Annotated in this window: 24 protein-coding genes and 1 pseudogene; 11 read left to right on the forward strand and 14 right to left on the reverse strand. The window is 59.8% G+C overall.

Annotation, left to right across the window (positions count from 1 at the left end; genetic code table 11):
• Positions 1-370: 370 nt before the first annotated feature.
• Complete coding sequence (locus tag ACE10X_RS44520) at positions 371-1738, forward strand: hypothetical protein (protein ID WP_375763894.1); 1368 nt, start codon at positions 371-373, stop codon at positions 1736-1738.
• A gap of 10 nt (positions 1739-1748) precedes the next feature.
• Positions 1749-2102: a hypothetical protein gene (locus ACE10X_RS44525; protein WP_375763895.1), complete on the forward strand. Its 354-nt coding sequence runs from the start codon at positions 1749-1751 to the stop codon at positions 2100-2102.
• Positions 2103-2283: 181 nt separating this feature from the next.
• On the opposite strand, the gene ACE10X_RS44530 is transcribed toward ACE10X_RS44525, so the two are convergent.
• Positions 2284-2817: a tyrosine-type recombinase/integrase gene (locus ACE10X_RS44530; RefSeq protein ID WP_375764665.1), complete on the reverse strand. Its 534-nt coding sequence runs from the start codon at positions 2815-2817 to the stop codon at positions 2284-2286.
• A gap of 322 nt (positions 2818-3139) precedes the next feature.
• Here ACE10X_RS44530 and ACE10X_RS44535 point away from each other — a divergent pair, with 322 nt between their 5' ends.
• From ACE10X_RS44535 to ACE10X_RS44545, 3 genes are all read left to right on the forward strand, one after another.
• Positions 3140-3880: a hypothetical protein gene (locus ACE10X_RS44535; protein WP_375763896.1), complete on the forward strand. Its 741-nt coding sequence runs from the start codon at positions 3140-3142 to the stop codon at positions 3878-3880.
• Entirely contained in the window at positions 3871-4524 is a 654-nt protein-coding gene (locus ACE10X_RS44540) for a hypothetical protein (protein WP_375763897.1), read from the forward strand. Before ACE10X_RS44535 ends, ACE10X_RS44540 begins: the two co-directional genes overlap by 10 nt.
• Before the next feature lie 329 nt (positions 4525-4853).
• On the forward strand, positions 4854-5084 hold the full coding sequence (locus ACE10X_RS44545) for a hypothetical protein (RefSeq protein WP_375763898.1): 231 nt from the start codon (positions 4854-4856) through the stop codon (positions 5082-5084).
• A gap of 453 nt (positions 5085-5537) precedes the next feature.
• On the opposite strand, the gene ACE10X_RS44550 is transcribed toward ACE10X_RS44545, so the two are convergent.
• The 8 genes from ACE10X_RS44550 to ACE10X_RS44585 form a co-directional block, all read right to left on the reverse strand.
• A complete protein-coding gene (locus tag ACE10X_RS44550) occupies positions 5538-6470 on the reverse strand; it encodes a hypothetical protein (protein WP_375763899.1) in 933 nt (310 codons plus the stop codon).
• Between the two features lie 348 nt (positions 6471-6818).
• Entirely contained in the window at positions 6819-7493 is a 675-nt protein-coding gene (locus ACE10X_RS44555; RefSeq protein ID WP_375763900.1) for an AAA family ATPase, read from the reverse strand.
• Positions 7494-7523: 30 nt separating this feature from the next.
• Positions 7524-9176 carry an IS66 family transposase gene (locus tag ACE10X_RS44560; protein WP_038380666.1) on the reverse strand — a complete coding sequence of 551 codons (1653 nt, stop codon included), beginning with the start codon at positions 9174-9176 and terminating at the stop codon, positions 7524-7526.
• A gap of 46 nt (positions 9177-9222) precedes the next feature.
• Positions 9223-9570 carry an IS66 family insertion sequence element accessory protein TnpB gene (gene tnpB / locus ACE10X_RS44565; RefSeq protein ID WP_018272694.1) on the reverse strand — a complete coding sequence of 116 codons (348 nt, stop codon included), beginning with the start codon at positions 9568-9570 and terminating at the stop codon, positions 9223-9225.
• Positions 9567-9968 (reverse strand): transposase, encoded by a 402-nt coding sequence (locus ACE10X_RS44570; RefSeq protein ID WP_038380667.1) that lies wholly within the window; start codon positions 9966-9968, stop codon positions 9567-9569. The genes tnpB and ACE10X_RS44570 overlap by 4 nt, the downstream gene beginning before the upstream one ends.
• A 22-nt stretch (positions 9969-9990) precedes the next feature.
• On the reverse strand, positions 9991-10701 hold the full coding sequence (locus tag ACE10X_RS44575; RefSeq protein ID WP_375763901.1) for an AAA family ATPase: 711 nt from the start codon (positions 10699-10701) through the stop codon (positions 9991-9993).
• Positions 10702-10759: 58 nt separating this feature from the next.
• A complete protein-coding gene (locus ACE10X_RS44580; protein ID WP_375763902.1) occupies positions 10760-12217 on the reverse strand; it encodes a DNA cytosine methyltransferase in 1458 nt (485 codons plus the stop codon).
• Between the two features lie 82 nt (positions 12218-12299).
• On the reverse strand, positions 12300-12728 hold the full coding sequence (locus tag ACE10X_RS44585) for a very short patch repair endonuclease (protein WP_375763903.1): 429 nt from the start codon (positions 12726-12728) through the stop codon (positions 12300-12302).
• 153 nt (positions 12729-12881) lie between these two features.
• Between ACE10X_RS44585 and ACE10X_RS44590 the strand changes: the two genes are divergently transcribed.
• Positions 12882-13310, forward strand: a complete 429-nt coding sequence (locus tag ACE10X_RS44590; RefSeq protein WP_375763904.1) for a DUF6641 family protein — start codon at positions 12882-12884, stop codon at positions 13308-13310.
• 490 nt (positions 13311-13800) lie between these two features.
• On the opposite strand, the gene ACE10X_RS44595 is transcribed toward ACE10X_RS44590, so the two are convergent.
• On the reverse strand, positions 13801-14040 hold the full coding sequence (locus ACE10X_RS44595; protein WP_375763905.1) for a helix-turn-helix domain-containing protein: 240 nt from the start codon (positions 14038-14040) through the stop codon (positions 13801-13803).
• Between the two features lie 117 nt (positions 14041-14157).
• Here ACE10X_RS44595 and ACE10X_RS44600 point away from each other — a divergent pair, with 117 nt between their 5' ends.
• Complete coding sequence (locus ACE10X_RS44600) at positions 14158-14763, forward strand: hypothetical protein (protein WP_375763906.1); 606 nt, start codon at positions 14158-14160, stop codon at positions 14761-14763.
• A 60-nt stretch (positions 14764-14823) separates the two neighbouring features.
• Positions 14824-15249, forward strand: coding sequence for a hypothetical protein (locus ACE10X_RS44605; RefSeq protein WP_375763907.1), 426 nt, complete (start codon positions 14824-14826; stop codon positions 15247-15249).
• Positions 15250-15495: 246 nt separating this feature from the next.
• On the opposite strand, the gene ACE10X_RS44610 is transcribed toward ACE10X_RS44605, so the two are convergent.
• Positions 15496-17208, reverse strand: a complete 1713-nt coding sequence (locus ACE10X_RS44610) for a recombinase family protein (RefSeq protein ID WP_375763908.1) — start codon at positions 17206-17208, stop codon at positions 15496-15498.
• Positions 17209-17271: 63 nt separating this feature from the next.
• Between ACE10X_RS44610 and ACE10X_RS44615 the strand changes: the two are divergent.
• From ACE10X_RS44615 to ACE10X_RS44625, 3 genes and pseudogenes are all read left to right on the forward strand, one after another.
• Positions 17272-18723 (forward strand): annotated as a pseudogene (locus tag ACE10X_RS44615) (YifB family Mg chelatase-like AAA ATPase); the annotation flags it as partial.
• 130 nt (positions 18724-18853) lie between these two features.
• Positions 18854-19375, forward strand: a complete 522-nt coding sequence (locus ACE10X_RS44620) for a hypothetical protein (protein ID WP_051002781.1) — start codon at positions 18854-18856, stop codon at positions 19373-19375.
• A 103-nt stretch (positions 19376-19478) separates the two neighbouring features.
• Positions 19479-21728 (forward strand): PAS domain-containing hybrid sensor histidine kinase/response regulator, encoded by a 2250-nt coding sequence (locus tag ACE10X_RS44625; protein WP_038382735.1) that lies wholly within the window; start codon positions 19479-19481, stop codon positions 21726-21728.
• A gap of 173 nt (positions 21729-21901) precedes the next feature.
• On the opposite strand, the gene coaA is transcribed toward ACE10X_RS44625, so the two are convergent.
• The 3 genes from coaA to hisF form a co-directional block, all read right to left on the reverse strand.
• Positions 21902-22858, reverse strand: a complete 957-nt coding sequence (gene coaA / locus ACE10X_RS44630; protein WP_026192056.1) for a type I pantothenate kinase — start codon at positions 22856-22858, stop codon at positions 21902-21904.
• Between the two features lie 35 nt (positions 22859-22893).
• Positions 22894-23217: a phosphoribosyl-ATP diphosphatase gene (locus ACE10X_RS44635; RefSeq protein ID WP_028341982.1), complete on the reverse strand. Its 324-nt coding sequence runs from the start codon at positions 23215-23217 to the stop codon at positions 22894-22896.
• A 150-nt stretch (positions 23218-23367) separates the two neighbouring features.
• Positions 23368-24144 carry an imidazole glycerol phosphate synthase subunit HisF gene (gene hisF / locus ACE10X_RS44640; protein WP_038382736.1) on the reverse strand — a complete coding sequence of 259 codons (777 nt, stop codon included), beginning with the start codon at positions 24142-24144 and terminating at the stop codon, positions 23368-23370.
• Between the last annotated feature and the right edge of the window lie 5 nt (positions 24145-24149).

Raw genomic sequence — 24149 nt, forward strand, 5'->3', positions numbered from 1 at the left:
TACCCGGGCCTGGGCCATTTCTCGCCTCGGGCAATGGAGGTCGCAAATCTTCAACTGAGGCTGCTAATCCTCTTCCGGGTCGGGCGGCGCAAGATTGTCTATCTCCGGAAACAGGCCCCGTTCTCGCAGCGCGAGGGCTACTCCATCGGGCGTCAATTCACTTTGAAGACGCAGCAACTTGGACTCGGCCCAGTCCAACATTCGCGTCAATTCGCCGGTTGGATTCTCCAGCACAAGGTCCCGTATCCTCGCCCGGCTCAATCCACTCGTCGTGCGTTTTAGTTTGGCTCTGAGATAGCTGCGCAGGTCCAAACTGCATGATACGGTAGAACACTTTGGGTCGAGCACGATAAAGGCGAGTAGGCCGAAAATGATACTCCTCCCCTTCACGAAGAAAGCTCAGGCGAGAGACATCGCCTTAGAGCAACTTCGCCCTTTGCTCGCTTTACAGCGGCTACCGGCAGATTTTTGGAATCAGGCGTACGCGGTATCTTTTATCCTTGGCTACGTGGAAGCTGTGACCAAGATACTCGTGGGGGATCAAAAAGCCACGGTCGACTATGTCAGTGGCGTGCAGACTGGCGTCATGTCCGCGCTTGCACCCCAAGAGATGGAAGCATTTCCCTATCGGGCCGCCAGATGGCGCGGCACGCCGCCGACCGTTGAGGGTATCCGAAACGGTAAGTTTATCGCTATGTTTCTGCATGGTGATAAGAACGCCGACGCGACCGAACTTGCGAAAGAAGCTTTTCGACAAGCGCGAGAGCGAGCACCCGTATTCGACCAATTGGAGTCGCAAACCAACGAGCGTGGCCGAGCCGCAATCATTCTGTGTGAGACCCTGTTTTTCGAGAAGATCAACGGCTCTCCTACCCCGAGCCAACGCCCCGTCGAGCCCACCAAGAAGGTTGAGCCCGAGGTCCCTCCCAGCAAGAAGTGGGAGTCATTGAGTCCCCCCAAGGACACCACTTCTCAAGGCTCTGACTTGTACTCACGGGTCCGCGCCGAGCTCGAAGCCGGCGGTGATGAACTGGGCGTCAGGACTATTGCCGCGCTCGAAGCCGAACGCCGCAACGGCGGCATCAACGATGTGATCGAGGCTGAAATCTTCGCTAAGCTCTTCAGCGACGACCAAGCACAGTTGGGAGCTAACCTCGCCATCAAAGACATCGTCGATGCCAGTATTCACGCTCGGATCGTTCTCAAATTTACGACGAAAGAAATAACTGAAGCTGAGATGTATGCTCAGCTAGACGCCGAGCGCGGCAAGTTCACGAAGCAAGACGTTACCGAAGCTGAGATCTTCGCCAAGAGCATTGGCGAACTTGAAGCGGAACGCGGCAAGCTCACCGGCAAAGATGTTATGGAGGCGAAGATATTCGCCAAGTTCTTTGCCCTGGCTCTCGCCAAGGTCAGCGCTGAGCCATCAGCCAACTCTGCAGCTCCGGAAGGTCCCTCGTTCCGCGTCGCCACAATGGACCCCCACGGACTTCCGCCTTCTCATGGGACCGTATGGCTCGACGGCGACGAACTTTGGTTTACGACCCCATCAAAAGATTTTTCCTTTGATGGGCGCTCGTACCATATTCCCGGCGGCGTCGTCTGCTTCCCCAAGCATAAAGTCGGCCGTGAAGCATTGTTAAAAACATTGCGCAATGAACGCGACCTTTGGGCGCCAGGCGATGAAGCGGACCTAAAAGCACGCTTGATCCAACGCGCTGAGCAATCTCGAGGTTGAGGGGCGGGACATGCCATACTTTTTACGTATCCTCGACGACGGTCGCGCAGAAGTACGCGAATCCAACTCACCTACATTAGATGTACCTTCCCACCTGGCGAAGCTCTGGCTTGATGGCGAGGTCATCTGCCTTCAGTTCCCAGCAATCGAAGACATCAGGATTGCGGGCCGCTCACCTTTGGAAATTGTCAGCCATATGGTTCAGCTTCCGGCAAACGAAACGGGTGTTGCGGCGGTCGAAGCAATACTCCATTTGCGTCGGACTATGATGGAGAAAGGAGGCCAAGCGTTGCTACTGGCATTCGCTGAGCGCGGATCAGACCGCTCCGAAATACTGCGGTTATATCGCGAGCACTTACCCTAAGCCGCATGCTCGGTCTTGCCGTCTAGATTCCAGCAGACGCGGGTAAATGGCTTCATTGCCTCACCGAGTCGGATCGCGTTCGCTTGATAACTCGGTGGCTCTCCTTCGAGGGGAACCCTAAATCGGCTACCTGGGTCTTCATCGGAACGTTCCCTCCCCAGTCGGCCCCCTCAAGTGCGCATCACATTTGCTGGACGACCCTTCGTTGTGCGTCCACGTCCTGCTCGATGTAACGCTGCGTGGTCCGGAGGTTTGTGTGGCCGGCCAAGACTTGTACGTCTCTGAGCGAACCCCCGACTGTCGATATCCTCTGAGCGGCTCTTGTGATGAAAGTCCTGCGCCCGCTATGACTTGAGCACCCGACGAATCCCAGATGCCGGTACCATCTCTGGAACATGTTCACGATGGCTTGGGGCGAAGTGGACAGTCCGCGCTCCGTGCTAACGACGAACGGTCCCGCAAAGTGCATCACTTTGCGCCTATATTCTATAAGCGCCGCTCGAACGTCGCCGTTCAAGGGGATCATCCTGCCTGAGTTACCCTTGCTCGCTACGTCCTGGAGGCAAATCTGGTAGCCGATCTCTCCGGAAGAGTCGTTGGTCATCCACCAGGTTAGGCGAGCGATCTCTTTCGCCCTCAGCCCGGCTTTGACCGACAGTAAAAAGATTAGCCGATTTCGCTCTGGGTACCTGGTGCTTGAAAGGTACGAGAGCACGGCCTCGATCTGGCCCTTGCTCAGCGTCTTGGCTTGCTTCCCGAGTCCCAATTTGCCCTCCTGACTGGTTACTTATGGTCAGCAGGACGCTGGATTGTAACGGGTCAGGCGGGCACGTACATGCTTGGCCAAAAATAATGGGCGACAGGTCAGGGCGTTGCCATAACTGATGATGGAATTGTCCTTCTATCATCAGTTCAGGCTAGGCGCCGGCAGGCTTGCTTCCGCACCGTGAACAACCAATAATTGCAGCCTCAATACTGGGCATTCTTGTAACTAACTTCACTGGCGCCTTGAGCCCAAAATCTTGCGGTCGAACGCTATGTTGGATGCTTATTTGCAAAAGGGCGCTGCGCTGCCGACCGAACTCGACCCGAACGGTCGCCGTCGGGTTATTGAAGATGCAATTACGTCTACTCTGCTAACACCCGTGCGTTTCATGGCTCCGCCCGACGTGGCCAAAACAGTATCTCTGTTGACCGGCTCCGAAATTGAACCACCCATTACTTCCAAGCTGACCCTATGGCCGAAGCATCCGACGGTTTCGCGCGACAATCCGAACGCTTACTTCGTTGAACCTGACGTCGTCGTGGACTTGCGTTACCGAGATCACACAGCTCGAATTGTAATCGAGATGAAGTGGGACGATGTCCTTCATCTCCTCCAAGTGGAAGCCCAACTAGCAAGCGCAGCTTTCGATTTGAATCCGCGAGACAGCGTCCGCCATGTTTGCATCGTTAAGTACGCTGACGTTGAAGTATTTCAATCTAACAGGACTACTGTTCGTCAATGGTCGGGCGTTCTGAGCGATCTTCAGCGAGCGGTCAGTTGGCGGAATCAGATGCCCATATCAGAAACGTCGGCCAGTTGGTGCCGCGACGCGGTCCGGTTCTTAGAAAAGCTTGGTATTGGCAGCTTTGTCGGATTCGAGAAGCTCGCTCTCGTGCCGATCACTCAGCAGTTCACTGCCGCCGCCCTATTTCAGTTTGCATGGGCGGATCTTCGCCCTGTACCGCCGCTCCTTGGGAGCGGTGATTCAAGAAAGAGCCATTTATGTCTATAGTCTTTGCCTCGTTCGCCAACTTAACCAGGGTCACCGATGAGCTGGAGCATCTGCCCCAGTCTGCGCGAGATCTTTTTGGATCTCGCATCGGCTGGGCCGTTTCCTCGTTTTCGTGGGAGAAGCACGAGGAATGGGGGGCCACCGGTAAATGGCTATGTCGCTGGGCGGCTCTCGGCGCTGACGTATCTCAGGAAAGATCGGACAAATCGAAAGTAGTCGGGCGAGCAGTGCTTTGCATCGACCTGTTTCGAGATAGAAAGGCAAGCGTCTCCCGGCCCCAGCTAGCCCACGCCGAAGAAGCGTTGCTGACGTGCGCCTTCATAGGCGGTCAAAAGGCAAAGGACCGTGAGGGCTACGATCCCGAGTACTTGATGTTTGACGTCAATGGGTGGCCGATTGAGCCGGAGCCTTTCATTGCGCGCGCTGGAGGCAGACTGCTTGAGTACGTCGAAGGCAATAAAGGGGGGCTGCCCTGGACGGAACGCTCCTGGCTCTTCACAGTGCCATTAGAGCAGATCGACAATCCGCGCACATTCAGGGCTCAAATCGCAGACCCGTTCTGGCATATATTGGGCAATGGTCCCGACGATGCCTTCGACGCGGACAGTTGCGCGTGCAGCTTTCCCTTGGAGACCAAGGTCTAGGCGCCAAGTTTTGCACTCCACGAGCACACCTTTGAAGCATGGTGGTCAGCCGTCTCATCCGCGTTGGCGGTAAGGGGCGACACGCCCTTGCAAATTAGCGCAGAGTGTGCAATTCTGAACATGTTGCGCAGAGTGAGGAGGCCATGACGAAGATACCCACTATTAGGCGATACCAAGAGGGCGATAGGCTGTATGTGCAAGCGCAACGCATCTGGTTGATCCTTGTGTCATTCGTTAGCGGCCCTACGCGCAAAGCCGACGACAGCAAGACCTTGACGTATGGGGAATTGGCCGAGCTTATGGGGTATCCCGACAGGAGAGCTGGGCACATGCTGGGACGGCAGCTTGGCATTATCGGCGAGGTCTGCCGTTTGAACGATCTTCCCGCGTTAAATTCCATCGTCGTGAATCAGGCCACTGGAGTTCCAGGTGAGGAGGTTTTGCTTCGCGATGGGAGAACGCTAAAGCAGGAGCAACGAGACGTAATGAGGCAGGATTGGTTCCAACTCGGTATCCCGACCACCGGTACGTTTCGCACGGTGTGGGAGTCGATGGGCTGAACACCTCAAGCAATCGAGATCGGTTGAGGGCGGTTCGTCGTGGCAACTACCGCCGGAAGCTCACTCCGGAGCAAGCGGAGATGATCGCGTCGCTTCGCAGCGAAGGACTTGCGCCGCGCCGAATTGCCGAGCGCTTCGGCGTATCTGAGGGGCTAATCAAATACTATTGCCTAAGAAATGGGATTGATCCGCCGAAGAACATTGCTAAGCGTTTGCCGCCTGTTCCGCAAAAGAGTGTCACATACCGCAGAGCAGATGGTCATTTGATAAGGCGCTTCTCCGCAGAGGAGGATCAACTCCTCCTAAAACTCGAAGCACAAGGTTGCAATTATAATGCAATCGCTCGACGACTGGGCAGGACGCGTAACACGGTGATAAGCCGGCTCGCTTGTCTAGCTCGTAGAGATGAGCGCGAATTAAGCTAACAGAGGCTCTTCTGCCGGGCATTACCGCTTATGATTTCACAAGAGGGAAGAGGCTGCTACAAAGCAACTGTTCTTCCTTCTCCAGATCAACTCCATCCAAATCGAACGCGTACGTCGCCACTCTGATATTCTTAACTTGGCCGTGATGGCTAAGTCCTGGATCACCGGGACCAACGTGTTGATGAATCAGAACCACGAGGTCGGCACCATAAGTGACTGCATACGTGATTGCCTGATTGATGTCGTCGCGAGACGGCCGGTCCTTATACTTGATCTCTCCGATCACCGTTCGTCCCGTTGACCCGCAACGAAAGACAACATCCGGCTGCGCCGGAGGAGCGGCTCGGTCATCAAAAAGTGGCCGCTTTCCTTCTTTGTTGCCGTCCAGAACGAGCAAACCGGGGGGCGCGTGCTTTTGCAGGACTCGCCTAAGATACTCCTCAAAGAGATCATCGAAATTCAAGATAAAGCTGTCCAGTAGGACGTCGTCTCCTGCCTTCTCTAGGGAAATTCCCCGACTCGCCAGCAGCAACAGCGCAATTTCGAGGGCACGATAATAATATTCGCGATTGGGGTTTAGACGATGTGTCTCGACCAGCGCCCTGCACACGAGCAGGTCGGACGACTGCACATCGTCGATGGAGGAGGGCATCTCCAGCATTGCTGAATTGATCCGAGATATAAGGGGAGAGGCATGCCGAGAAAAAAGTTGCAGCTTGTGGAGCGCCAACAGGAGCGCAGCTTTGATTACTCGATTAGCAGGCACATTGGCAGTTTGCTCAAATCTTTGGGTATGGACGCGATGAAATTGGCCATGCGCCCAGCCTTTGAGCGTACGAGAAACATTGAGCTTGCCTCGAGGATGACTCGTATATTCCTCCTTTTGTTCAAACTCCTTCAGGAATCCGTTGGTGAAGATCGGTTTGATCGCGTCCCACAAGTTTGCAGCGATGAACTCCACTATGCTTCCACCTGCAAGAGGGTTTGCTAGATAGTGCCGCGAAGCTCCCTCTAGGGACACCAGAGATCTTTGCGAAGCTTCTAGGACCCGACCCAAATTGCTAACGGGTAGCTTTGGTCTGACATCGAACCAGATGGCCGGCGTTAGCGGTATTAGTCCGATGTGCGCACCCGCGGTTACGACTAGGCGGTTACGGCGGAGTTGGAGGAATAACAGTCCGCGCTTCTCTACTTGCGGCCAGACATTAAGACCCCCTTCTCGCGCAAGCAGCTCCGCATCGAGCTCGATTGACTGGCGCGAAAGAAGCGAATGGACGGCCTTGGTGGTCTGGCGATTCAGCAGCATTGGCTAGGCCGGATTCGACTCGACGTTCGCCGGTTCGTTGCTTGCTTCTTCCGTTGCTGCTGCTGCGCCGGAAGTAATCGAGCTATGACAAGCCGCCCAAAGCGCCTCAATCGATTGGAGCGCCTCGGGGTCAAATCTGAATCTCTTTCTGACCAGATGCGAGATTTGATTGTTCCACAGCCTCTGCAGGCCTTGAGCATCCTTTATCGTACGAAAAAATGCGTGACCAAGCTCCATGTGTGTCTGCAAGCCAACGAAAAAATCGATGGTCGGCTTGATCAACGCGTTCGGAGCTTTGTTATCTCGAAGGAAGTCCCGCAGTTTGCTTGCATCAGGCTTCAGGGACACTTTCGCCCAGCGTCTATCCATAGCTGCATCGATCTCGTCGACGGATCGATCTTCGGGATTCATCGTTGCCAAAAAGATGAGATTGCGCGGGACACGAACTCGTCTTCCTGATGGAAGATAGAAATCGCGATCCCGAAGCGAGCCCTCCATGTAAGTCATCGTCTCTCCAAGCACTCTGGCGGGGTCAGCTCGGCTAAACTCGTCAATCACAAGAACAACCGGTTCGTTCTCGTTCTTCGCGATCTCGGCCATCTCAAGCATGTGCTTGTCAGCAAGACGGAATGTACGCATACGACGAAGACCGCCTGATTGATGCATGCGCGCGGGCACGGCGAGCTCTATGATTGTGTTGCGTGAAGATCAGGCGGCCTGCTGATCGGCAGGCTTGTCGCCTTGGCGCAGGAGCTTCCATTCCCAGGGTAGCAGTTCGTGCAGACGCGAAGCGGGAAGATCGGCGATACGGGCGAGGACGTCGGCGAGCCAGGCCTTGGGATCGACGTCGTTGAGACGACAGGTCGTGATCATCGTCAGCATGATAGCGGCACGGTCGGCACCACGCTGGCTGCCGGCGAAGGTCCAGTTGCGCCTTCCCAGGGCGATGCCTCTCAATGCGCGCTCAGCGCAATTGTTGGTCAAGCAGATCCTGCCATCGTCGAGGAAGCGGGCGAAGTTGTCCCAGCGCCTGAGCATGTAATTCATCGGCTTCAGGACCTCGGACGAGCGAGAGAGGGTTTCGCGCTCACGCAACAACCAGGCGTGCATGTCCCCGAGGAGCGGCTTGCTCTTTTCCTGGCGCACGGCGTGCCGCTCTTCGGCGCCGCAGCCGTTAATGGCGCGCTCGATCTCGAACAACACATCCAGGCGCCTGACCGCCTCCAGCGCGATCGGAGAGACCGGTTTACCTCTCTTGCCTTCCCGGGCATTCTTCTCGATGTCAGCCAGCTCGAAGAAGCCCCGCCGCGCATGGGCGAAGCAAAACGCCGGCGTAATCGGCAGCACCTTCTTTTGCGGGTCGAACAGCGGCTCGAAGCCGTTGTAGCAATCGGCTTGCAGGATACCGGCGAAGGCGGCCAGATGCTTCTGGGGATGCTCGCCTCGTCGGTCGCTCGAGGCGTAATAGACCGCCGCCGGCGGCGCAGGCCCGGCAAAGGGCCGGTCATCCCGCACATAAGTCCAGATCCGCCCGGTCGTGCACTTGCCCTTCGCCAGGATACGGATGGTGGTGTCATCGCCATGAAGGCGCTCGGCAGCGAGCACATGGCGTTCGATCAAGTGGAAGAGCGGCATGACGGCGAAGGTCCCGTGGCCGACCTGGTCGGCCAGCGTCGACAGCGGCAAATCAATCCTCTCGGCCTTGAAGCGCGCACTCTGGCGGTTGAGCGGGATATGCATGCCGAACTTGTCGAACAGGATCGTCGCCAGCAATTGTGGGCCGATGAAGCCGCGCGGCGTGGCATGGAACGGCGCAGGCGGCTGGCTGATCTTCTCGCAATCGCGGCAGGTGAACTTCTCGCGCACTGTCTCGATGACCTTGAAGCGACGCGGGATCTCCTCCAGCGTCTTGGTCACATCCTCGCCGATCTTCGCCAGCCGCGATCCGCCGCAGCAGGCGCAGCTCGTCGGAGCGTCAATGACGACGCGCTCGTGTTCGATGTCGTCCGGCCAGGGCTTGCGCACCGGCCGCTTGCGCGTGAAGGGGCGGACGTTCTGAGTCTTCGCCGCTGCGGCCTGCGCCGCAAGCTCATCCTCGCTCGCCGTGGTGACGAGGTCTTCGAGCTCCAGTTCCAACTGCTCGAGCAGCCGCGCCGTGCGCTCGGAGCGCTGCCCGTACAGTTCGCGTTTGAGCTTCTCGATCCGCAGCTCGAGATGCGCGACCAGCGCCTCGTTGTCCGACAGCTCCGCCTGCGCGCTGGCAGCCACCGCCTCAGCTCGCAACCGCGCCTCACGCTCGGCCTGCAGCGCCGCCAGGGCACTCGCAAGGTCCGATGGAAGATCGTCCGGCTTCGATGTCATGAAGCCATTGAATCAGATCAAGCAGAAGATTCAAACTGTAAAACGGCTATCCGACCCGCGTCGGACGCTGGGTTTCTTGAGGGTTGCGCCAATCGATCCCGGACAACAGATAGCTCAACTGCGCCGGAGAGATCGTTACCGATTCACCGGCAACCGATGGCCAGATGAACTTTCCTCTCTCGAGTCTTTTGGTAAACAGGCATGCTCCCTGGCCATCGTGCCAGATCACTTTCACAAGATCGCTGCGCCGACCGCGGAAGACGAACAGATGACCGCTGAGCGGGTCTTTGCGCAGCACCTCCTGCACTTGAAGTGCCAACGACGGAAAGCCTCTGCGCATATCCGTGTAGCCTGTCGCGAGCCACACTCGCACGCCGCTCGGAACCGGAATCATCGGCGCACCAGGGCATCGAGAACTCGTCGCAGCGCGTCTCCATCAACGTCACCATCGACCCGGATTCGGTGTCCGCTACCGAGATCAATCTCGATGATGCCCTGGCTCCTCCGTCGACGCGCCGGCGCCGTCGTCAATGGCGCTTCGGCCACATCCCGCGGCGGCACAGACGGCCCAATCTCGACCGGCACTAACGGCGCTACACTCGTTTCACCGTGCTTGCAAAGCTCTTTGCGCCACCTGAACAGCTGGCTCACATGAAGGCCGGCCATGCGAGCCACCTCCGAAACGGTGGCTCCGGGCTCGAGCGATGCTGCAACTAGCCGTTCCTTCTCATCCTGCGACCACCGACGCCGCCGCTCGACCGATGTGATCACCTCTGCCCGCGAAATCGTCATAGCGCTTCTCCTAGGATTACCCCTAGGACCTGCAGCGCTCGCGTCCGTCAAACAAGGCGGCCCTCAACGGAGGGATACGACGGAATCCTTGCTTTCCATCCGGAACGTAACCCTCGACGAAGTCTTCATACTGATAGGAGGGATGAAATTGGACTTCGCGAATGCGGCGTTCAACGCCACCCGTTAGCTTGATCGCAATTTCCCGCGCGTAGAAGCTCTTGCCGGTCCCAGGAGCGCCCGTCAGCAGAACCCCGCCCCACCCGTCTTCGTCGATCAAACGTTTCACTTCTGTGAGGATCGCATCGTCGTCCTTAATCACCGAAATTAGCGGCGTGTTTTGAGCATGCGATTGTGGAACGTAGTTCGATGATACCAATAGCTCCGCAGTTTCCGCAGAGGGTATCCTTTGGAAAATGTCCTCTTGGACCTCAGGCAGAAGCTCGCCGATGATTGCCGCAATCGTCGCAAACTCCTTGTCCGATAACAACTGAACTACTTGGGATGCGTAGTTGTTGAGACCAACGATAGCCGCATCGGACAAATCACGGGCGTACGTGGCAGGGGAAAAGCTTAAGAGCTCGCTCTTCTCGACGCTGCGCGGTAATATGAAAACGTCATCGAGAACGATTTCGAATCGTTTTCCTTTCAGCTCCGTTTTTTCTTTGCACCGGGCGAGAGCGCGTATACCCTGCGTCCAATCGGTCGCAGCGCCCTTGTTGTTGTCGCTGCCCATCCAAATCCAGACCAGCGACGATACGTCGAAGTCCTTGGGGACTTGCGCACAAGTAAAGCTAATAGCTGGCGCGTACGGCCCCGAGGGGGCTTGCGAGATCTGGCTCAGTATGTCCGAGCTTGATTGCGCGAGGCGGACGAAGGCGGGGCGGGGCAAGCGGCGCTCCTGGTCGGTTGGATGGGCTCAATCCATCCTCCTTTACCAGATTCTCCAACCCTTCGCGGAATGGTTGAAACAGCGTGCGACCGACAATGTCAGCGCGCCTCAGAATGCCCGCGGCGGCATTCGAGGTAAGAAAGTAGCGGTCTTCGGGAATTTGCTCGTCCAGCACGTCGACAAATCGAGAGGCAATGATTTCAGACGGCGCGGGCGCGGTTGCCCCTTCAAGAATTTCGTTCTTCCAGGCTATTCCGCATCCCTTCCAGCGATACGCAAATTTGCCGCTCTTTACTTGCGGCATAATCCGGTCAAACTGAAGCATTTCGCTGTGTTTTCTAAGGTCTGGCGCGGTTTGAAGCGCCTCGATCTTGAAGTCCCCAGCTTTACCTTTGACCTTATCGGATACCAAGGCCGCTATTCGGTTTGCAATCCATTCGACCACGGGTACTGCAACCGCGTTCCCAACGGCTCGGTACCGGTCAGAATCGTATCCACGAGCCGGCTCCGGATACTCATCCTTTGGCAAACTCCATCCGGCCGGGAAACCTTGCAGTCGCTCACTCTCAGATGCAGTCGGACGTCTAACTCGATTGGGATAGGAAATGTAGGACCTAGCCCAGTCATTGCCTGTATGTCGTCCGGATGTCGCAGCAACACAGTACGCGATCTCTGGAACAATCGCTCCGGTTTTGTGTCGAGTTGCAGTTAAGAAACCCGCGCGTTCGCTGGGTGGCTTCATCCCCTTTGTCGGCTCAAAGAGAGCGCCAATTGCACGACGATAGTCGTCACGCCATGCGACCATAAACACTCTGGAACGAGATTGAGGCGTGCCGAAATAGCGCGCATTGAGAACGCGCCAACTAACAGCATAACCAGCCCCAGTTAGCTCACGGAGGATGATCGCGAAGTCGCGGCCCTGATGCGAGTTCAATAATCCGACAACGTTCTCCAGAAGGATGATCTCGGGTTCTTTTGCCTGAATCAGATCCATCAAACTGAAGAACAAGCTGGTGTGATTGCCCTTTAGTCCGCTGCGGCCATGGTTCCCGCGAGCTAAGGAAACATCCTGACAGGGGAAGCCAGCTGTCCAGATAGTAGCCGATGGAAACTCACTTGGATCGATAGCGGTGATGTCATTGAATAGCTTTGTTGTAGGCCAGTGTCGTTGCAAAACTGCTTGGCAGAACGACGCACTTTCACACTGCGCCACCACGCTTGCGCCCACTGACTCAAATGCTCTGTCAAAACCACCAATGCCTGCGAACAGCGAAGCAACTCTCAACGGAGGGGGCGTTTTTCGAATTGACCTGGATGGATCTTGCGTGAGACGGGACAATTGGGCGCCCTTACGTGACATTTTGATCCTGACTTAAGAATCGCAAGCGCTCGGACACCTAAAACGGCGCCGAGCGCAAGTACGAGGTTGGAGTGATTTGAATCTAGTTGCGTTTATTTGTCTCTAACGGATTTGACCTTCTTAACAGCCGTTTGAGTTCTGTTATGCCTTGCTCAATTTGACATTCCCACACGATCGCGACCTTCCAACCTCGTTCAACGAGTGCGCGATTTGACGCCATTTGACGCTGACGATTCTTGGCGAGCTTGGGACCCCAGTAGTTCACATTGCTTGACGGGGTTCGCCGCCCCTTTTCGCAGTCGTGTCGATGCCAGAAGCAACCATTCACTTGAACAGCGATTCGAAAGCGTGGGAGCACAATATCCGGGCTTCCGGGCAGGTCTCGGCGGTGAAGTCGGTACCTATATCCCGCAATGTGCAAGGCTGTGCGCACCGCACGTTCTGGACGTGTGTCCTTCCCCTTGATGGCCCTCATCATCCTCGAACGAACGGCCGGTTCGACCTGATCCATGAGCCCCTCTCAATCGAGAATCGAGCTAATGAACATATAGCGAACATCTCGGGCCGGTAAAGGAAAAAGCGCGTGGTCGAATCGCCCAGCTGTGTACAGGTGCGGACCACCGATTAGGATCGGGCGGGTTTATCCAACAGTCGGAGAACCCGCATGCCGATCCTTAAGTCACTTTCGTTCACTGCGCTGCCCAAGGCCGGCAACGATCCGGTCCAGATGCGCAGGGCCAAGTTCATCGCCAGGCTGGAAGAGCAGAAGCTGCTTCTGGACGATCCCAACCACGTTCGCGTTGTCCAGCGTTGGACCAAGGTCAACGGCGAACGTCAGGCCACGACCAAGCAGCAGGCCGTCCGACCCTGGTGGAAGGCCGACCCGTTGGGCCAGGTGATCATGTCCGTGAAGTTCGGAGCCAAACCCATCGAGTTCGAGAAGGGCAAGGCGGGCATCGTGGTCGGCTCAAAGGACAAGCTTCCCGCCGTCATCGATGCCTTGATCGGCGCGGTCCGAGCCGGCGAACTCGATGACCTCTTCGCCCACGCCGCCAAGACCGGAGTGATCGGGAAGCCCCGGAAGGCCGCTTGACAAACTCAACCGCTCGGCGGGCATCCGAGTTATGCTCGCCGGGCGGTTCTAACGAACTCAATCATGATTGGTCACGTCTTCTGCAAGGCATGTTACGAGATGGACGGCGTCTTAATGAACGCTGTCGTGGGCCATTGCTGCCTAAATCATCGAACCGGTAAAGGTCTCACTGCGCTCGTATGCGCTCATTGCCTGGAGGCAGGGCGAGTTACCCGAGTCACCTGCCGGACATTCAGCCGGATTCAGCCGAAAGAGACGGCCTAACATGGATCCGCCGACGCGGATTCGATCTCATCCGCCAGGTCTCACCGGGCACGACCGACTGATGATCTTTTTGCCCTGCTATTCGTCCGTGCCCAAGGATCACGCAAGCGTGGTGACCCCAGCGCTCTTGCCGGAAGCCGGCCCATAGAGCCATCGATTGCCCCCCGGAGCAGCTGCAGGAAGCCGGGCCCAAGTGACCGGAGGGCTCGGCAGGGGCGGGCACCACCTATTCAGTTTTCTTCCGAGACGTCGGTCGGCTCGGGCGTCTGAAAAACTCAACCGGGTCCACTTCCAGGACATCGGCTAGCTTCCCGATAATCTCCAGGCCCACCCAGGTCACAGCCCGCTCGACCCGGCTCATGTAGGCCCTGTCTATCCCCGCGTCGTGCGCCAGCTGCTCCTGGGAGAGCTTCCGGCTGTGCCGGATGCGTCGGAGGTTGGTCGCAAAAAGTTGGCGTAGGTCCATGTACGGACCCAATCGCCTTGTGGTTTAGTGACCCACGGCTTTAAAGCCTCAAACTGAAGTTCGCCCCGCGACGGCCGGTATGAATGGCTCACACCACAGGGAAGGTCATAACCAACGATGTTCATCTTTCGCCATTTCTTCACGCTGATTTTTCTCGTCGCACTTGGATTGGCTGGTCATGTCGTGTGGTTTGCAAACACGCATCACGGCTCCAACCCGAGGATTGATTACTGGCCTCCCTATTGCGTGGCAGCCCCCATAACGACCGACGTGTGCGCCTTGGTGCTTAGCCTCGCAAACTATTCTGGTCAGTACGAGTATAGCTTCGGCCACTACACACCTGCTGGAGCTTCCATTCGTCAACTCGTTCGCATCAAGGACGGCCTCCCTATGGCCTTGCCGGTCGCGCCAGGCACTCTCGATGACCCCGACAGCGACGCGTCAAAGGCTCGAATTGCAGCATGCCTCAAGGAGGCGGATGAACTGCAGCGAGGCTTACGTCGGTTAGACAGCATGCGTCGGTTGGACTGCCGCACGGCCCCGGGATTCGCAGAGATCGTCGAAGGCGTGGAAAAGAAGCAGGCTGTGGAGGTCGAAGCAAAGAACCGTCTTTTGCAAGAACAGCAACAACGCCAGTTGGGAGAAGAAGTGCAGCGAGCGAATGATGAAATACAGCGTCGGCGTACTATGCAGGATCCCCGACGCGGGTTCTGGACGCGATGAACGCCAACAACACCAGGTTGGCGCAAGGGCGGCCGGTAAGACCTCAATCGGGGGAATGGAATGCTGAACCAGACTTTTGGCGGCCCGGGCGGCTGGAGTGTGCTTGAGGTCGTCGCGGTCTTAGTGCCGGTTCTCGTTTTTATCTGGATCGTCGTGACCGTGATGTCTCTCCACAAGAGGGATGTCTACTTCTGGAGTCTCGGCTCTACCTGGACCAGCATCGTCGCTTGCACCCTCGCGCTGGTGATCGCGTCCCTTAGCGCCTGGAGCACGCTGCATGACCCGAACGCTCCCTTTTTCCAACTGCCGATCGTAGCCGGAGCCGTCCTCTACGCGGTCGCGTTCTGTTACGCGATCTTCTACAACTACAATGCGACCAAGTCTGCGTTGCTGGCGATCAGCACCAGCCTGCTGCAACAGCTCGCCGTGCTCGGCGTGATCTTTCTCTTCCTCCGGTGGCAGGGTAACGAGGTAAACCGCCGATGACGGTGCCAGAGATGTCGGCTCGGATCGACAGGCGATCGTTCTTCGGGGCATGGTAGCTCACGCTCTCGGCGCGACGGCCCTCGCTTCCGAAGATCCGGTATTCGTCGTCCAATCGAGGAGCACGCCAAGGCCTATGCCGCGCTGGACGAACTGGGACGGCAGAGGCTTGCGCGTTCAGCCCTCCTGCCTTGATCTTCACAAGCCGGTGGCACGGTTTCGGTGTGCGCTGCCGCACAGTATGCATGCCTAGCGAAGCCTGGCTGGAGAAATGTGAGCCAGATCGATAGACGTAGCGAGCGAGACGCGAGGCGGGTTCTTCTTTCCGCTCCAAACGATGACTTGTTCGTCATAGCTCAACGGATCGCGCGTCGTAGGATAGACGGCCCTACCGGGGCCATTCCGTAGCCAGACCTCGAAGTAGCGACCGTCCCCCTTTTGATGACGCAGTGCCTTGTGTCCTTTTGGTTGTATCAAAAGGGACGCGACTAAAAGATCTTCGATCAGCACCTTTAGATGCGAGGCTAGTCGCGCTCGGACCTTGAACATCTCGGAAGCTTCCCCGCGCTGAGCGCGCTCGACCAACTCTCGGACCTCCTCCTTGCTGCGATGAGTTTGGTCTTCCCGCGAAACGGCTCGCTCTTGTTCGTTTTCGTAAGACTGACAACGCTTCAAAAGCTCGGCCTTCCGCGCTTCTTGCTCCTTGAGCTTGACAGTCACGAATTCAATCGGACCTCCGGTCGCCAGAACTGCAAAGGTCTTTTCCATGAGTTGTTCGACCTGAGCGAGTTCGCCCTTGATCGCTGCGATATCGGACTCAAGCCTCAGCTTCGCGCTTTCCGCCGCTTCGTTCGTTAGGCCGTCCAGGTCCACCTCCTCCACGAACGCGAGGAACGAAGTCTCGAAATCTCGATACCGCCATCGGATGCCGGGACAACCAAGCTTGCGCAGTACGCCGTCACAGACGAGATAGGTCCCTCCTTTGCGGCCGGAACCCTTGTTCTCCAGCTTCATCGGCGAGTTACAGTAAGCGCAGACAGCTAATCCGGAAAACAGGTTGGTGAACGCTGTGCCCTTCCGGCCCTTCCCCGAGACTCGCCTTTCTGATTTTGCTAACTGAACTCTATAGAACAGCGCCTCATCGATGATCGCCGGGTAATAGGACCGGCTCGGTTCGCCGTCAGGAACTCGCTTTCCGGCCTCTCTGCGGTGGGGTTGAAACTCACCCAGCACAGCACGGTTGCAGAGGATCTTTGTGACGTACGACGTATGCCAGCCATTTGGGCTGTCGAAGGTCGGCACGCCGCGCTGGTTCAAGTCCGTCGTGATGGAATAGACGCCCATTCCAGATGCGGCGTCTTCAAAGATGCCTCGCACTATCTCAACGCGCTCCGGAATCGGCTCGTAGCAGGTTCGGTCCTCCGCGAGTGTCAACCACGCGGGGCACCATTTCGTCATGGGTACCTGCGAAGCGGCGCGTGTCCGCTTATTTTTCCACGCGGCCCCGATTCGCTGACTCTTGATCTGCGATTCCTCGTGCGCCCGAGCCATCACCACAAGCGAATAGATCAGGTCGCCAAGATCATTCGTACCGGCCGGATACAGCCGGCCGTCGGCGAGCGTAACCACATTGATCCCGCCTTGGATGATGCTGAGAAAGAGGGACTGGGCTTTCAGCAGTTCCTGCCGGGTCAGCCGATCAAGCGACTCGACTAAGAGGTAGGAACCGGATTTCACGGCTCCCGACCGGACGGCGTCTAGAAATAGACCCAGCTTTCCACCGCGAACGTTGGCGCCCTTAAAGGCCGATACCCCGAGATCCTCGTACTGAGCGTCCTCGGCTAATTCCAGCCCATTGGCCTCGGCATATGCCCTGGAAGCCTTCAGCTGACGGCGCTTTCCGTCGCCTTTGAGCTGCGGCCCCGTAGAAAGCCGCAAGTACGAATATGCCCGCTTGTTCAAAGAATAGCCCGCCCCACCCTGAGTAAGGTCGGGATCTACCACCTTTGGGGGTTAATTAACAACGCTATTGCGATCGTCGGCCTGCCCGACAAGGCGGTGTCGGAAGCCCGCGAACGCGTGCGTTCGGCGCTCGTCGCCTCCGGCCTCGCGCTTCCCGCCCGCCGCATCACCGTTAACCTCGCACCCGCCGACCTGCCCAAGGAGGGCAGCCATTACGACCTGCCGATCGCGCTCGGCCTGATGGCGGCGATCGGCGCGATCCCGCCGGATGCGCTGAACGGCTTCACCGTGCTCGGCGAGCTCGGGCTCGACGGCTCGATCGCAGCCGTTGCGGGCGTACTGCCCGCGGCAATCGGCGCCAATTCGCGCGACGAGGGATTGATCTGCCCGGCCGCCTGCGGCTCGGAAGCCGCCTGGGCCAGTCCGGACATCCAGATCATCGCGGCACACTCGCTGATCCAGATCGCCAACCACTTCAAGGGCACGCAGGTGCTGTCGCGCCCGCAGCCGAAGGTGCATGAGCGCGAGGAAACGCTTCTGGACCTGCGCGACATCAAGGGCCAGGAGAGCGCGAAACGCGCGCTCGAGATCGCCGCCGCCGGCGGGCATCATCTGCTGATGATCGGCTCGCCCGGCGCCGGCAAATCGATGCTGGCGGCGCGACTGCCCTCGATCCTGCCGCCGCTGTCGCCGTCGGAGCTGCTCGAAGTCTCGATGATCGCCTCGGTTGCCGGCGAGATCCGTGACGGCGCCCTGACCGCGCGACGCCCGTTCCGCAGCCCGCATCATTCCGCCAGCATGGCCGCGCTGACCGGCGGCGGCATGCGCGCCAAGCCCGGCGAGATCTCGCTCGCGCACCAGGGCGTGCTGTTCCTCGACGAATTGCCGGAGTTCGATCCGCGCGTGCTGGATTCGCTGCGCCAGCCGCTGGAGAACGGCGAGGTTTCGGTGAGCCGGGCCAACCACCGCGTCACCTATCCGGCGCGCTTCATGCTGGTCGCGGCCATGAATCCGTGCCGCTGCGGCCATGCCTATGAGCCCGGCTATTCCTGCAAGCGCGGCCGGCTCGACCGCTGCACCGCCGACTACCAGACGCGGATCTCCGGCCCGCTGATGGATCGCATCGATCTCAGGATCGAGGTGCCCGCCGTGACCGCCGCTGATCTGATCCTGCCGCCGCCGGCGGAGGGCTCGGCCGAGGTTGCCGCCCGCGTCGCGGCCGCGCGCGACATCCAGCTCGCGCGCTATGCGGCTGCCGGCATGCCGCATGTCCGCACCAATGCGGAAGCGCCGAGCTCGCTGCTCGAGACCATCGCGCAGCCCGACGCGCATGGACAGAAGCTGCTGCGCGAGGCTGCCGACAACATGCATCTCACCGCGCGCGGCTATCACCGCGTGCTGCGCGTGGCGCGCACGCTCGCCGATCTCGACGGCGCCGACACGATCGGCCGGCTGCACCTCGCCGAAGCGCTGTCCTATCGTGCATTGGCCGACGATTTGCGCCGCGCCGCCTGACCGAACCTAAGCCCTGTCCCGATTCGTGCCGCAATGCCCCGCGTCAACGCGGCGGTAACGAGTTTTGTTTACGCTCCGCAAACCATAAGCACCGCGATCGGCGGCAAGCTTGGGTCGAGCGAGTTGTGTCATGTTGCGTTTGAAGATTTTGACCTCGGTGGTCCCCCTTGCCGTGGCCGCGGTCCTTGCCCGCGCCGAGTTCCTGCCGGGCCCGCGGCCCTGCATCGAGGTGGGTGGCGCCACGATGCAGATCGCATCGATCCCCTGGCTGGCGCAGCTTCACGTCAGCTTCACTGACGACCCCAGACAGGCCACCGTCCGGGTCCAGATCGCCGACAGCGCCGACGCCGCCGACTTCACCGTGATCGACGACATCGACGATGCCGAGGCCGGCGCCTGCGAGCGCAGCGCGGCGCCGCAGCTGATCGGGATTTCCAGCGAAGCCTCGGCAACCGGCCCCGTCATCTATCTGACGCATGATGACGGTCCGTCCGACTACCGTGTCTTCGTGCAGTCGAAGACGTTCTCCGTGCGCGACGCCGCGGCCCTGATCGTCAGCGCCCGCGGCGGACACCGCCGCCTCGAAGCCGCATCGCCCGCGCCTGACGCGCGCGTCCCGAACCGGGTCATGGCAGAGTTAACCCCCCGCTAACCTTGTTCTGAGGGCAGCGCGAAATGGCCACCAATTTCAAGCACTTTGCAAGCTGGCCGACGCATCGTCAGCGCCAGATCAAGCTGTCTCAGGGTCACCATTGATGGGGCGTTTCTTCCGGATCAAGTTGCGCCTTCGCCGCTTCCTCCGGCGCCATTCCTGGGTCGCGACGATCGTCCGTTCGTTCACGATCTTCTCCGTCGCGTTCGGCAGCGCCTTCGGGTTCATTTCGGGCGCGCTCTCGCAACAGAGCGGCTACGATCCCAATGCATTCGCGATCGGGGTCAGCTTCCTGTTCGCGCTCGCCTGCCTCTGGATCGTGACGCTCGGCATCCGGCTGCGGCTGATGCGCAAGCGGCTGCGCACCATCGCCATGCACAATGAAGCGATGGCCGACCGCAACTGGGAACTGCAGGAGGCCGAGCAGCGCGCCTCCACCCTGTTCGAGGCGCAGGACGATTTGATCGTGCTGCGCGACCTCGACGGGCTCATCACCTATGCCAACGACGCCTATTGCGAGCTGGCGCAGGTTTCCCGAAGCGAATTGATCGGCAGCACCGCAACGCTAAAGGTGCTTGAACAAGGCGACACCGCGCTCGAATCCAACGGCACGCGGGTCTACGACCAGAAGATCGAGGGCCCGCTCGGGCCGCGCTGGATCGCCTGGCGCGAAGGCCTCGTGCGCAACGATGCCGGCGCGCCTGCGGAGATGCAGAGCGTCGGCCGCGACGTCACCGACCGTACCGAGAGCGAGCACGCGCTCGCCGAAGCGCGCGATCAGGCCGACGCCGCCAACCGCGCCAAGTCGCGCTTCCTTGCGATGGCGAGCCACGAGATCCGCACTCCGCTGAACGGCATCATCGGCATGAGCGGATTGCTGATGGATACGCAGCTGACGCCGGAGCAGATGACCTACGTCAAGGCGGTCAAGACATCAGGCGACGCGCTGCTCGCGCTGATCGAGGAGCTGCTCGACTATTCCAAGATCGAGGCCGGCAAGATCGATCTCGAACACCGCGCATTCGCGCTGTCCGGCCTGATCGAGGACATCACCGAGCTGCTGGCGCCGCGCGCGCAGACCAAGGGCATCGAGATCGCCGCCTATGTCGATGAACGGCTGCCGATGCAGGTGACCGGCGACGCCGCGCGGCTGCGTCAGGTGCTGCTCAACCTCGCCGGCAACGCCATCAAGTTCACCGCGACCGGTGGCGTGGCGCTGATCGTCGAGCCCGGCATCTGGCCAAACGAGATCAGCTTCCTGGTTCGCGACACCGGCATCGGCATCGCGCCGGAAGCGCAGCAGCGTATTTTCCGGGAGTTCGAGCAGGCCGACGACCGGATCGCGCGCAGCTATGGCGGCACCGGCCTCGGCCTCTCGATCAGCGACCGCATCGTCAAGCGGATGGGCGGCCGCATCACGCTCGCAAGCACGCCGGGCGCAGGCTCGACCTTCGAGGTGTCGATCCCGCTCGTCGCGGCCGATACCGGCGAGGCCAACGGCTTCGCCGCGCCCGACTTGACGGGACAGTCGATCATGCTGGTGGCGCCGCACAGCATCGAGGTCTCGCTGATCTCGCGGCGGTTGCAGCGCTGGTGCGCGCAGACCTGCATCGTGTCGGATGCCAATGTCGCAGAGGCGTTGCTGCCGGAGCGGAGCTGGCACGCCGTGCTGATCGACCACACGCTCGGCACCCCGGCGATGGAGGCGTTTGCCGACGCCGCCCGCATCCACGCAACCCATCGCATCGTGATGTTCACGCCGGCAACGCGGCAGGATCTTTCGGCCTCCGAGTCAGCCATGTTCACCGGTTACCTGGTGAAGCCATTGCGCGCGTCGTCGCTCGCCGCACGCCTGACCGCGTCGCCGGAAATCGCTGCGCCGAGCCTCGCGATCGAGGCGGCCGCCGAGTCCGCGCCCACTGCGCCAGCATCCGCGTTGCCGGACAAGGGGCTCTCGATCCTGGTCGCCGAAGACAATGAGATCAACGCGCTGTTGATGCGCTCGCTGCTCACCCGGCTCGGCCACAACGTGGTCATCACCACCAATGGCGAGCAGGCGATGGAATCCTGGCTGTCGGCGACCTCAGCCGGCACGCCCTATGATCTCGTGCTGATGGATATCCAGATGCCGCGCCTCAACGGCATCGAGACCACAAAGCAGATCCGCGCCCATGAAGCGGCACAATCCGTCCGCCGGACCCCGATCCTGGCACTGACGGCAAATACGCTGGTGGAGGACCGCTATGCTTGCTTCGAAGCCGGCATGGACGGTTTCCTGATCAAGCCACTCGACCGCGAGAAGCTGGAAGAAGCGCTCGCGGGCCTCGCCGCCGCGCGGCATATCGCGGCGTAGCAGCGAAAAATTCCGCGTCGTCCCGGCGAAGGCCGGGACCCATAACCACCGAAGCTAGTTTTGCGCCCGCTGAGGCCACAGCCCTGCAAATCACAGACACCTGTGGCTATGGGTCCCCGCTTTCGCGGGGACGACAGCTGTGATGTGGCGCGTTCGCCGGGATGCGGTGCCGACTACAGCCGGCGCAGCGCGACCGATTGCACCACGTGGTCGGCGCCCTTCTTCAGGATCAGCGTCGCGCGCGGGCGGGTCGGCAGGATGTTGTCCTCGAGATTGGCGAGGTTGGTGCGCTCCCAGATCGCGATCGCGGTCGCCGTCGCTTCCTCGTCCGACAGCGGCGCATAGCGGTGGAAGTAGGACCTCGGATCGGTGAACGCGGTGTCGCGCAGCGCCAGGAAGCGCTTGATGTACCACTCCCGCAGCACGGCCTCGTCGGCGTCGATATAGACCGAGAAATCGAAGAAGTCCGAAACGAACGGCACCGCCTTGCCGTCGCGCGGCAGCCGCCCGGTCTGCAGCACGTTGACGCCCTCGACGATCAGGATGTCAGGCTGGTCGATCTCGACCCATTTGTTCGGCACGATGTCGTAGGTCAGATGCGAATAGACTGGCGCGCGCACGCGGCGCCGTCCCGCCTTGATGTCGCTGAGGAACGACAGCAGCGTCGGCAGGTCGTAGCTTTCCGGGAAGCCCTTCTTCTGCATGATGCCCTGCCGCTCGAGCACGGCATTCGGAAACAGAAAACCGTCGGTCGTGATCAGATCGACCTTCGGCCGCGGCGACCAGCGCGCCAGCAGCGCCTGCAGCACGCGTGCGGTGGTCGACTTGCCGACCGCGACGGATCCGGCGACGCCGACGATGTAGGGCATCTTGCGGTCGCGGATGTTGAGGAACTGGCGCTGCGAGTAATACAGCCGCTGCGTCGCATCGACATAGATCGAGAGCAGCCGCGACAGCGGCAGGTAGATGTCCTCCACCTCCTGCAAATCGAGGCGGTCGTGCATCGAGCGCAAGCGATCGAACTCGCCGGGCTCGAGCGTCATCGGTGTGTCGTCGCGCAGATGCGACCATTGCTGGCGCGTGAAGATGCGGTAGGGGTTGTACTGTTGATCTGGTGCCCGGATGTCCATGAGGCCGCCCCTCTCGATGCGCTCGATCATTTGCGCTAGTCGCGCTTACGCGACGCCTTCTCTTCCAGTCCCGACATCGAGGTGCGCTTCTCCAGCGCGGCCTCGACATCCTCCAGCTTCACGCCGCGGGATTTCAACAGAACCAGCAGGTGAAACACGAGATCGGCACTTTCCGCGATGAGATGATCGCGGTCATTCTCGACCGCGGCGATCACGGTCTCGACCGCTTCCTCGCCCAATTTCTTGGCGCAATGCTCCGCGCCCTTGTCGAGCAGTTTGCGGGTGTAGGACGCCTCGCCGCCCGTTGCAGCGCGGGCGTCGATGGTGGCGGCCAAATCGTGGACCGTGAAACGCGACATCAACTCAACTCAAGCATGCACAGCGGCACCGCACCGGTGCCATCCCTTAGGTGGGGACTTAGCATTTTTGTGACAAGGAGTCCCAGCTCTCCCTGTTTGAGCGTGGTCTTCACGGAAAACCGGTTTCCACTTTTCCTGACCACGCTCACGCTAGGGATCGAGCCGCATCGGCAGGCCGGCGCGCACCATGTGATCCTTGGCCTGGCGGATGGTGAATTCCCCGAAGTGGAAGATCGACGCGGCCAGCACGCCGGTGGCATGACCCTCGCGGACGCCGTCGACGAGGTGATCGAGATTGCCGACACCGCCGGACGCGATGACCGGTACGGGGACACTGTCCGCGATCGCCCGGGTCAGCGGCAGGTCAAAGCCCTGTCTGGTGCCGTCCCGGTCCATCGAGGTCAGCAGGATTTCGCCGGCGCCGAGCGAGACGACCTCCTGGGCGTATTCGATGGCATCGATCCCGGTGGCATTCCGTCCACCATGGGTGAAGATCTCCCAGCGGTCCGAGCCGCCGGCGCGCTTGACCCGCTTGGCGTCGATCGCAACCACGATGCATTGCTCGCCGTATTTCTCGGCCGCTTCCTTGACGAATTCGCGCCGGCTGACGGCCGCCGAATTGATCGAGACCTTGTCGGCGCCCGAGCGCAGCAGGGTCTTGATGTCGTCGACGGTGCGGACGCCGCCGCCCACGGTCAGCGGCATGAAGCAGGCCTCCGCGGTCCGCCGGACCACATCCAGCATGATGCCGCGGTTTTCATGGGTGGCGGTGATGTCGAGGAAGGTGAGCTCGTCGGCGCCGGCGGCGTCATAGGCGATCGCGGCTTCGACCGGATCACCGGCGTCGCGCAGATCGACGAAGTTGACGCCCTTGACCACGCGGCCGTCCTTGACGTCGAGGCAGGGGATCACGCGAACCTTGAACATGATCT

The sequence above is a fragment of the Bradyrhizobium sp. Pha-3 genome (genome assembly GCF_042258325.1).
In the GTDB taxonomy this organism is placed as follows: domain Bacteria; phylum Pseudomonadota; class Alphaproteobacteria; order Rhizobiales; family Xanthobacteraceae; genus Bradyrhizobium; species Bradyrhizobium elkanii.

What these genes read in the sequence shown, in the direction of transcription:
- ACE10X_RS44520 (WP_375763894.1), top strand. Translation starts at nt 371, where the DNA reads ATGATACTCCTCCCCTTCACGAAGAAAGCTCAGGCGAGAGACATCGCC.
- ACE10X_RS44525 (WP_375763895.1), top strand. Translation starts at nt 1,749, where the DNA reads ATGCCATACTTTTTACGTATCCTCGACGACGGTCGCGCAGAAGTACGC.
- ACE10X_RS44535 (WP_375763896.1), top strand. Translation starts at nt 3,140, where the DNA reads ATGTTGGATGCTTATTTGCAAAAGGGCGCTGCGCTGCCGACCGAACTC.
- ACE10X_RS44540 (WP_375763897.1), top strand. Translation starts at nt 3,871, where the DNA reads ATGTCTATAGTCTTTGCCTCGTTCGCCAACTTAACCAGGGTCACCGAT.
- ACE10X_RS44545 (WP_375763898.1), top strand. Translation starts at nt 4,854, where the DNA reads ATGCTGGGACGGCAGCTTGGCATTATCGGCGAGGTCTGCCGTTTGAAC.
- ACE10X_RS44560 (WP_038380666.1), bottom strand. Translation starts at nt 9,176, where the DNA reads ATGACATCGAAGCCGGACGATCTTCCATCGGACCTTGCGAGTGCCCTG.
- tnpB (WP_018272694.1), bottom strand. Translation starts at nt 9,570, where the DNA reads ATGATTCCGGTTCCGAGCGGCGTGCGAGTGTGGCTCGCGACAGGCTAC.
- ACE10X_RS44570 (WP_038380667.1), bottom strand. Translation starts at nt 9,968, where the DNA reads ATGACGATTTCGCGGGCAGAGGTGATCACATCGGTCGAGCGGCGGCGT.
- ACE10X_RS44575 (WP_375763901.1), bottom strand. Translation starts at nt 10,701, where the DNA reads ATGGGCAGCGACAACAACAAGGGCGCTGCGACCGATTGGACGCAGGGT.
- ACE10X_RS44580 (WP_375763902.1), bottom strand. Translation starts at nt 12,217, where the DNA reads ATGTCACGTAAGGGCGCCCAATTGTCCCGTCTCACGCAAGATCCATCC.
- ACE10X_RS44585 (WP_375763903.1), bottom strand. Translation starts at nt 12,728, where the DNA reads ATGGATCAGGTCGAACCGGCCGTTCGTTCGAGGATGATGAGGGCCATC.
- ACE10X_RS44590 (WP_375763904.1), top strand. Translation starts at nt 12,882, where the DNA reads ATGCCGATCCTTAAGTCACTTTCGTTCACTGCGCTGCCCAAGGCCGGC.
- ACE10X_RS44595 (WP_375763905.1), bottom strand. Translation starts at nt 14,040, where the DNA reads ATGGACCTACGCCAACTTTTTGCGACCAACCTCCGACGCATCCGGCAC.
- ACE10X_RS44600 (WP_375763906.1), top strand. Translation starts at nt 14,158, where the DNA reads ATGTTCATCTTTCGCCATTTCTTCACGCTGATTTTTCTCGTCGCACTT.
- ACE10X_RS44605 (WP_375763907.1), top strand. Translation starts at nt 14,824, where the DNA reads ATGCTGAACCAGACTTTTGGCGGCCCGGGCGGCTGGAGTGTGCTTGAG.
- ACE10X_RS44620 (WP_051002781.1), top strand. Translation starts at nt 18,854, where the DNA reads ATGTTGCGTTTGAAGATTTTGACCTCGGTGGTCCCCCTTGCCGTGGCC.
- ACE10X_RS44625 (WP_038382735.1), top strand. Translation starts at nt 19,479, where the DNA reads ATGGGGCGTTTCTTCCGGATCAAGTTGCGCCTTCGCCGCTTCCTCCGG.
- coaA (WP_026192056.1), bottom strand. Translation starts at nt 22,858, where the DNA reads ATGGACATCCGGGCACCAGATCAACAGTACAACCCCTACCGCATCTTC.
- ACE10X_RS44635 (WP_028341982.1), bottom strand. Translation starts at nt 23,217, where the DNA reads ATGTCGCGTTTCACGGTCCACGATTTGGCCGCCACCATCGACGCCCGC.
- hisF (WP_038382736.1), bottom strand. Translation starts at nt 24,144, where the DNA reads ATGTTCAAGGTTCGCGTGATCCCCTGCCTCGACGTCAAGGACGGCCGC.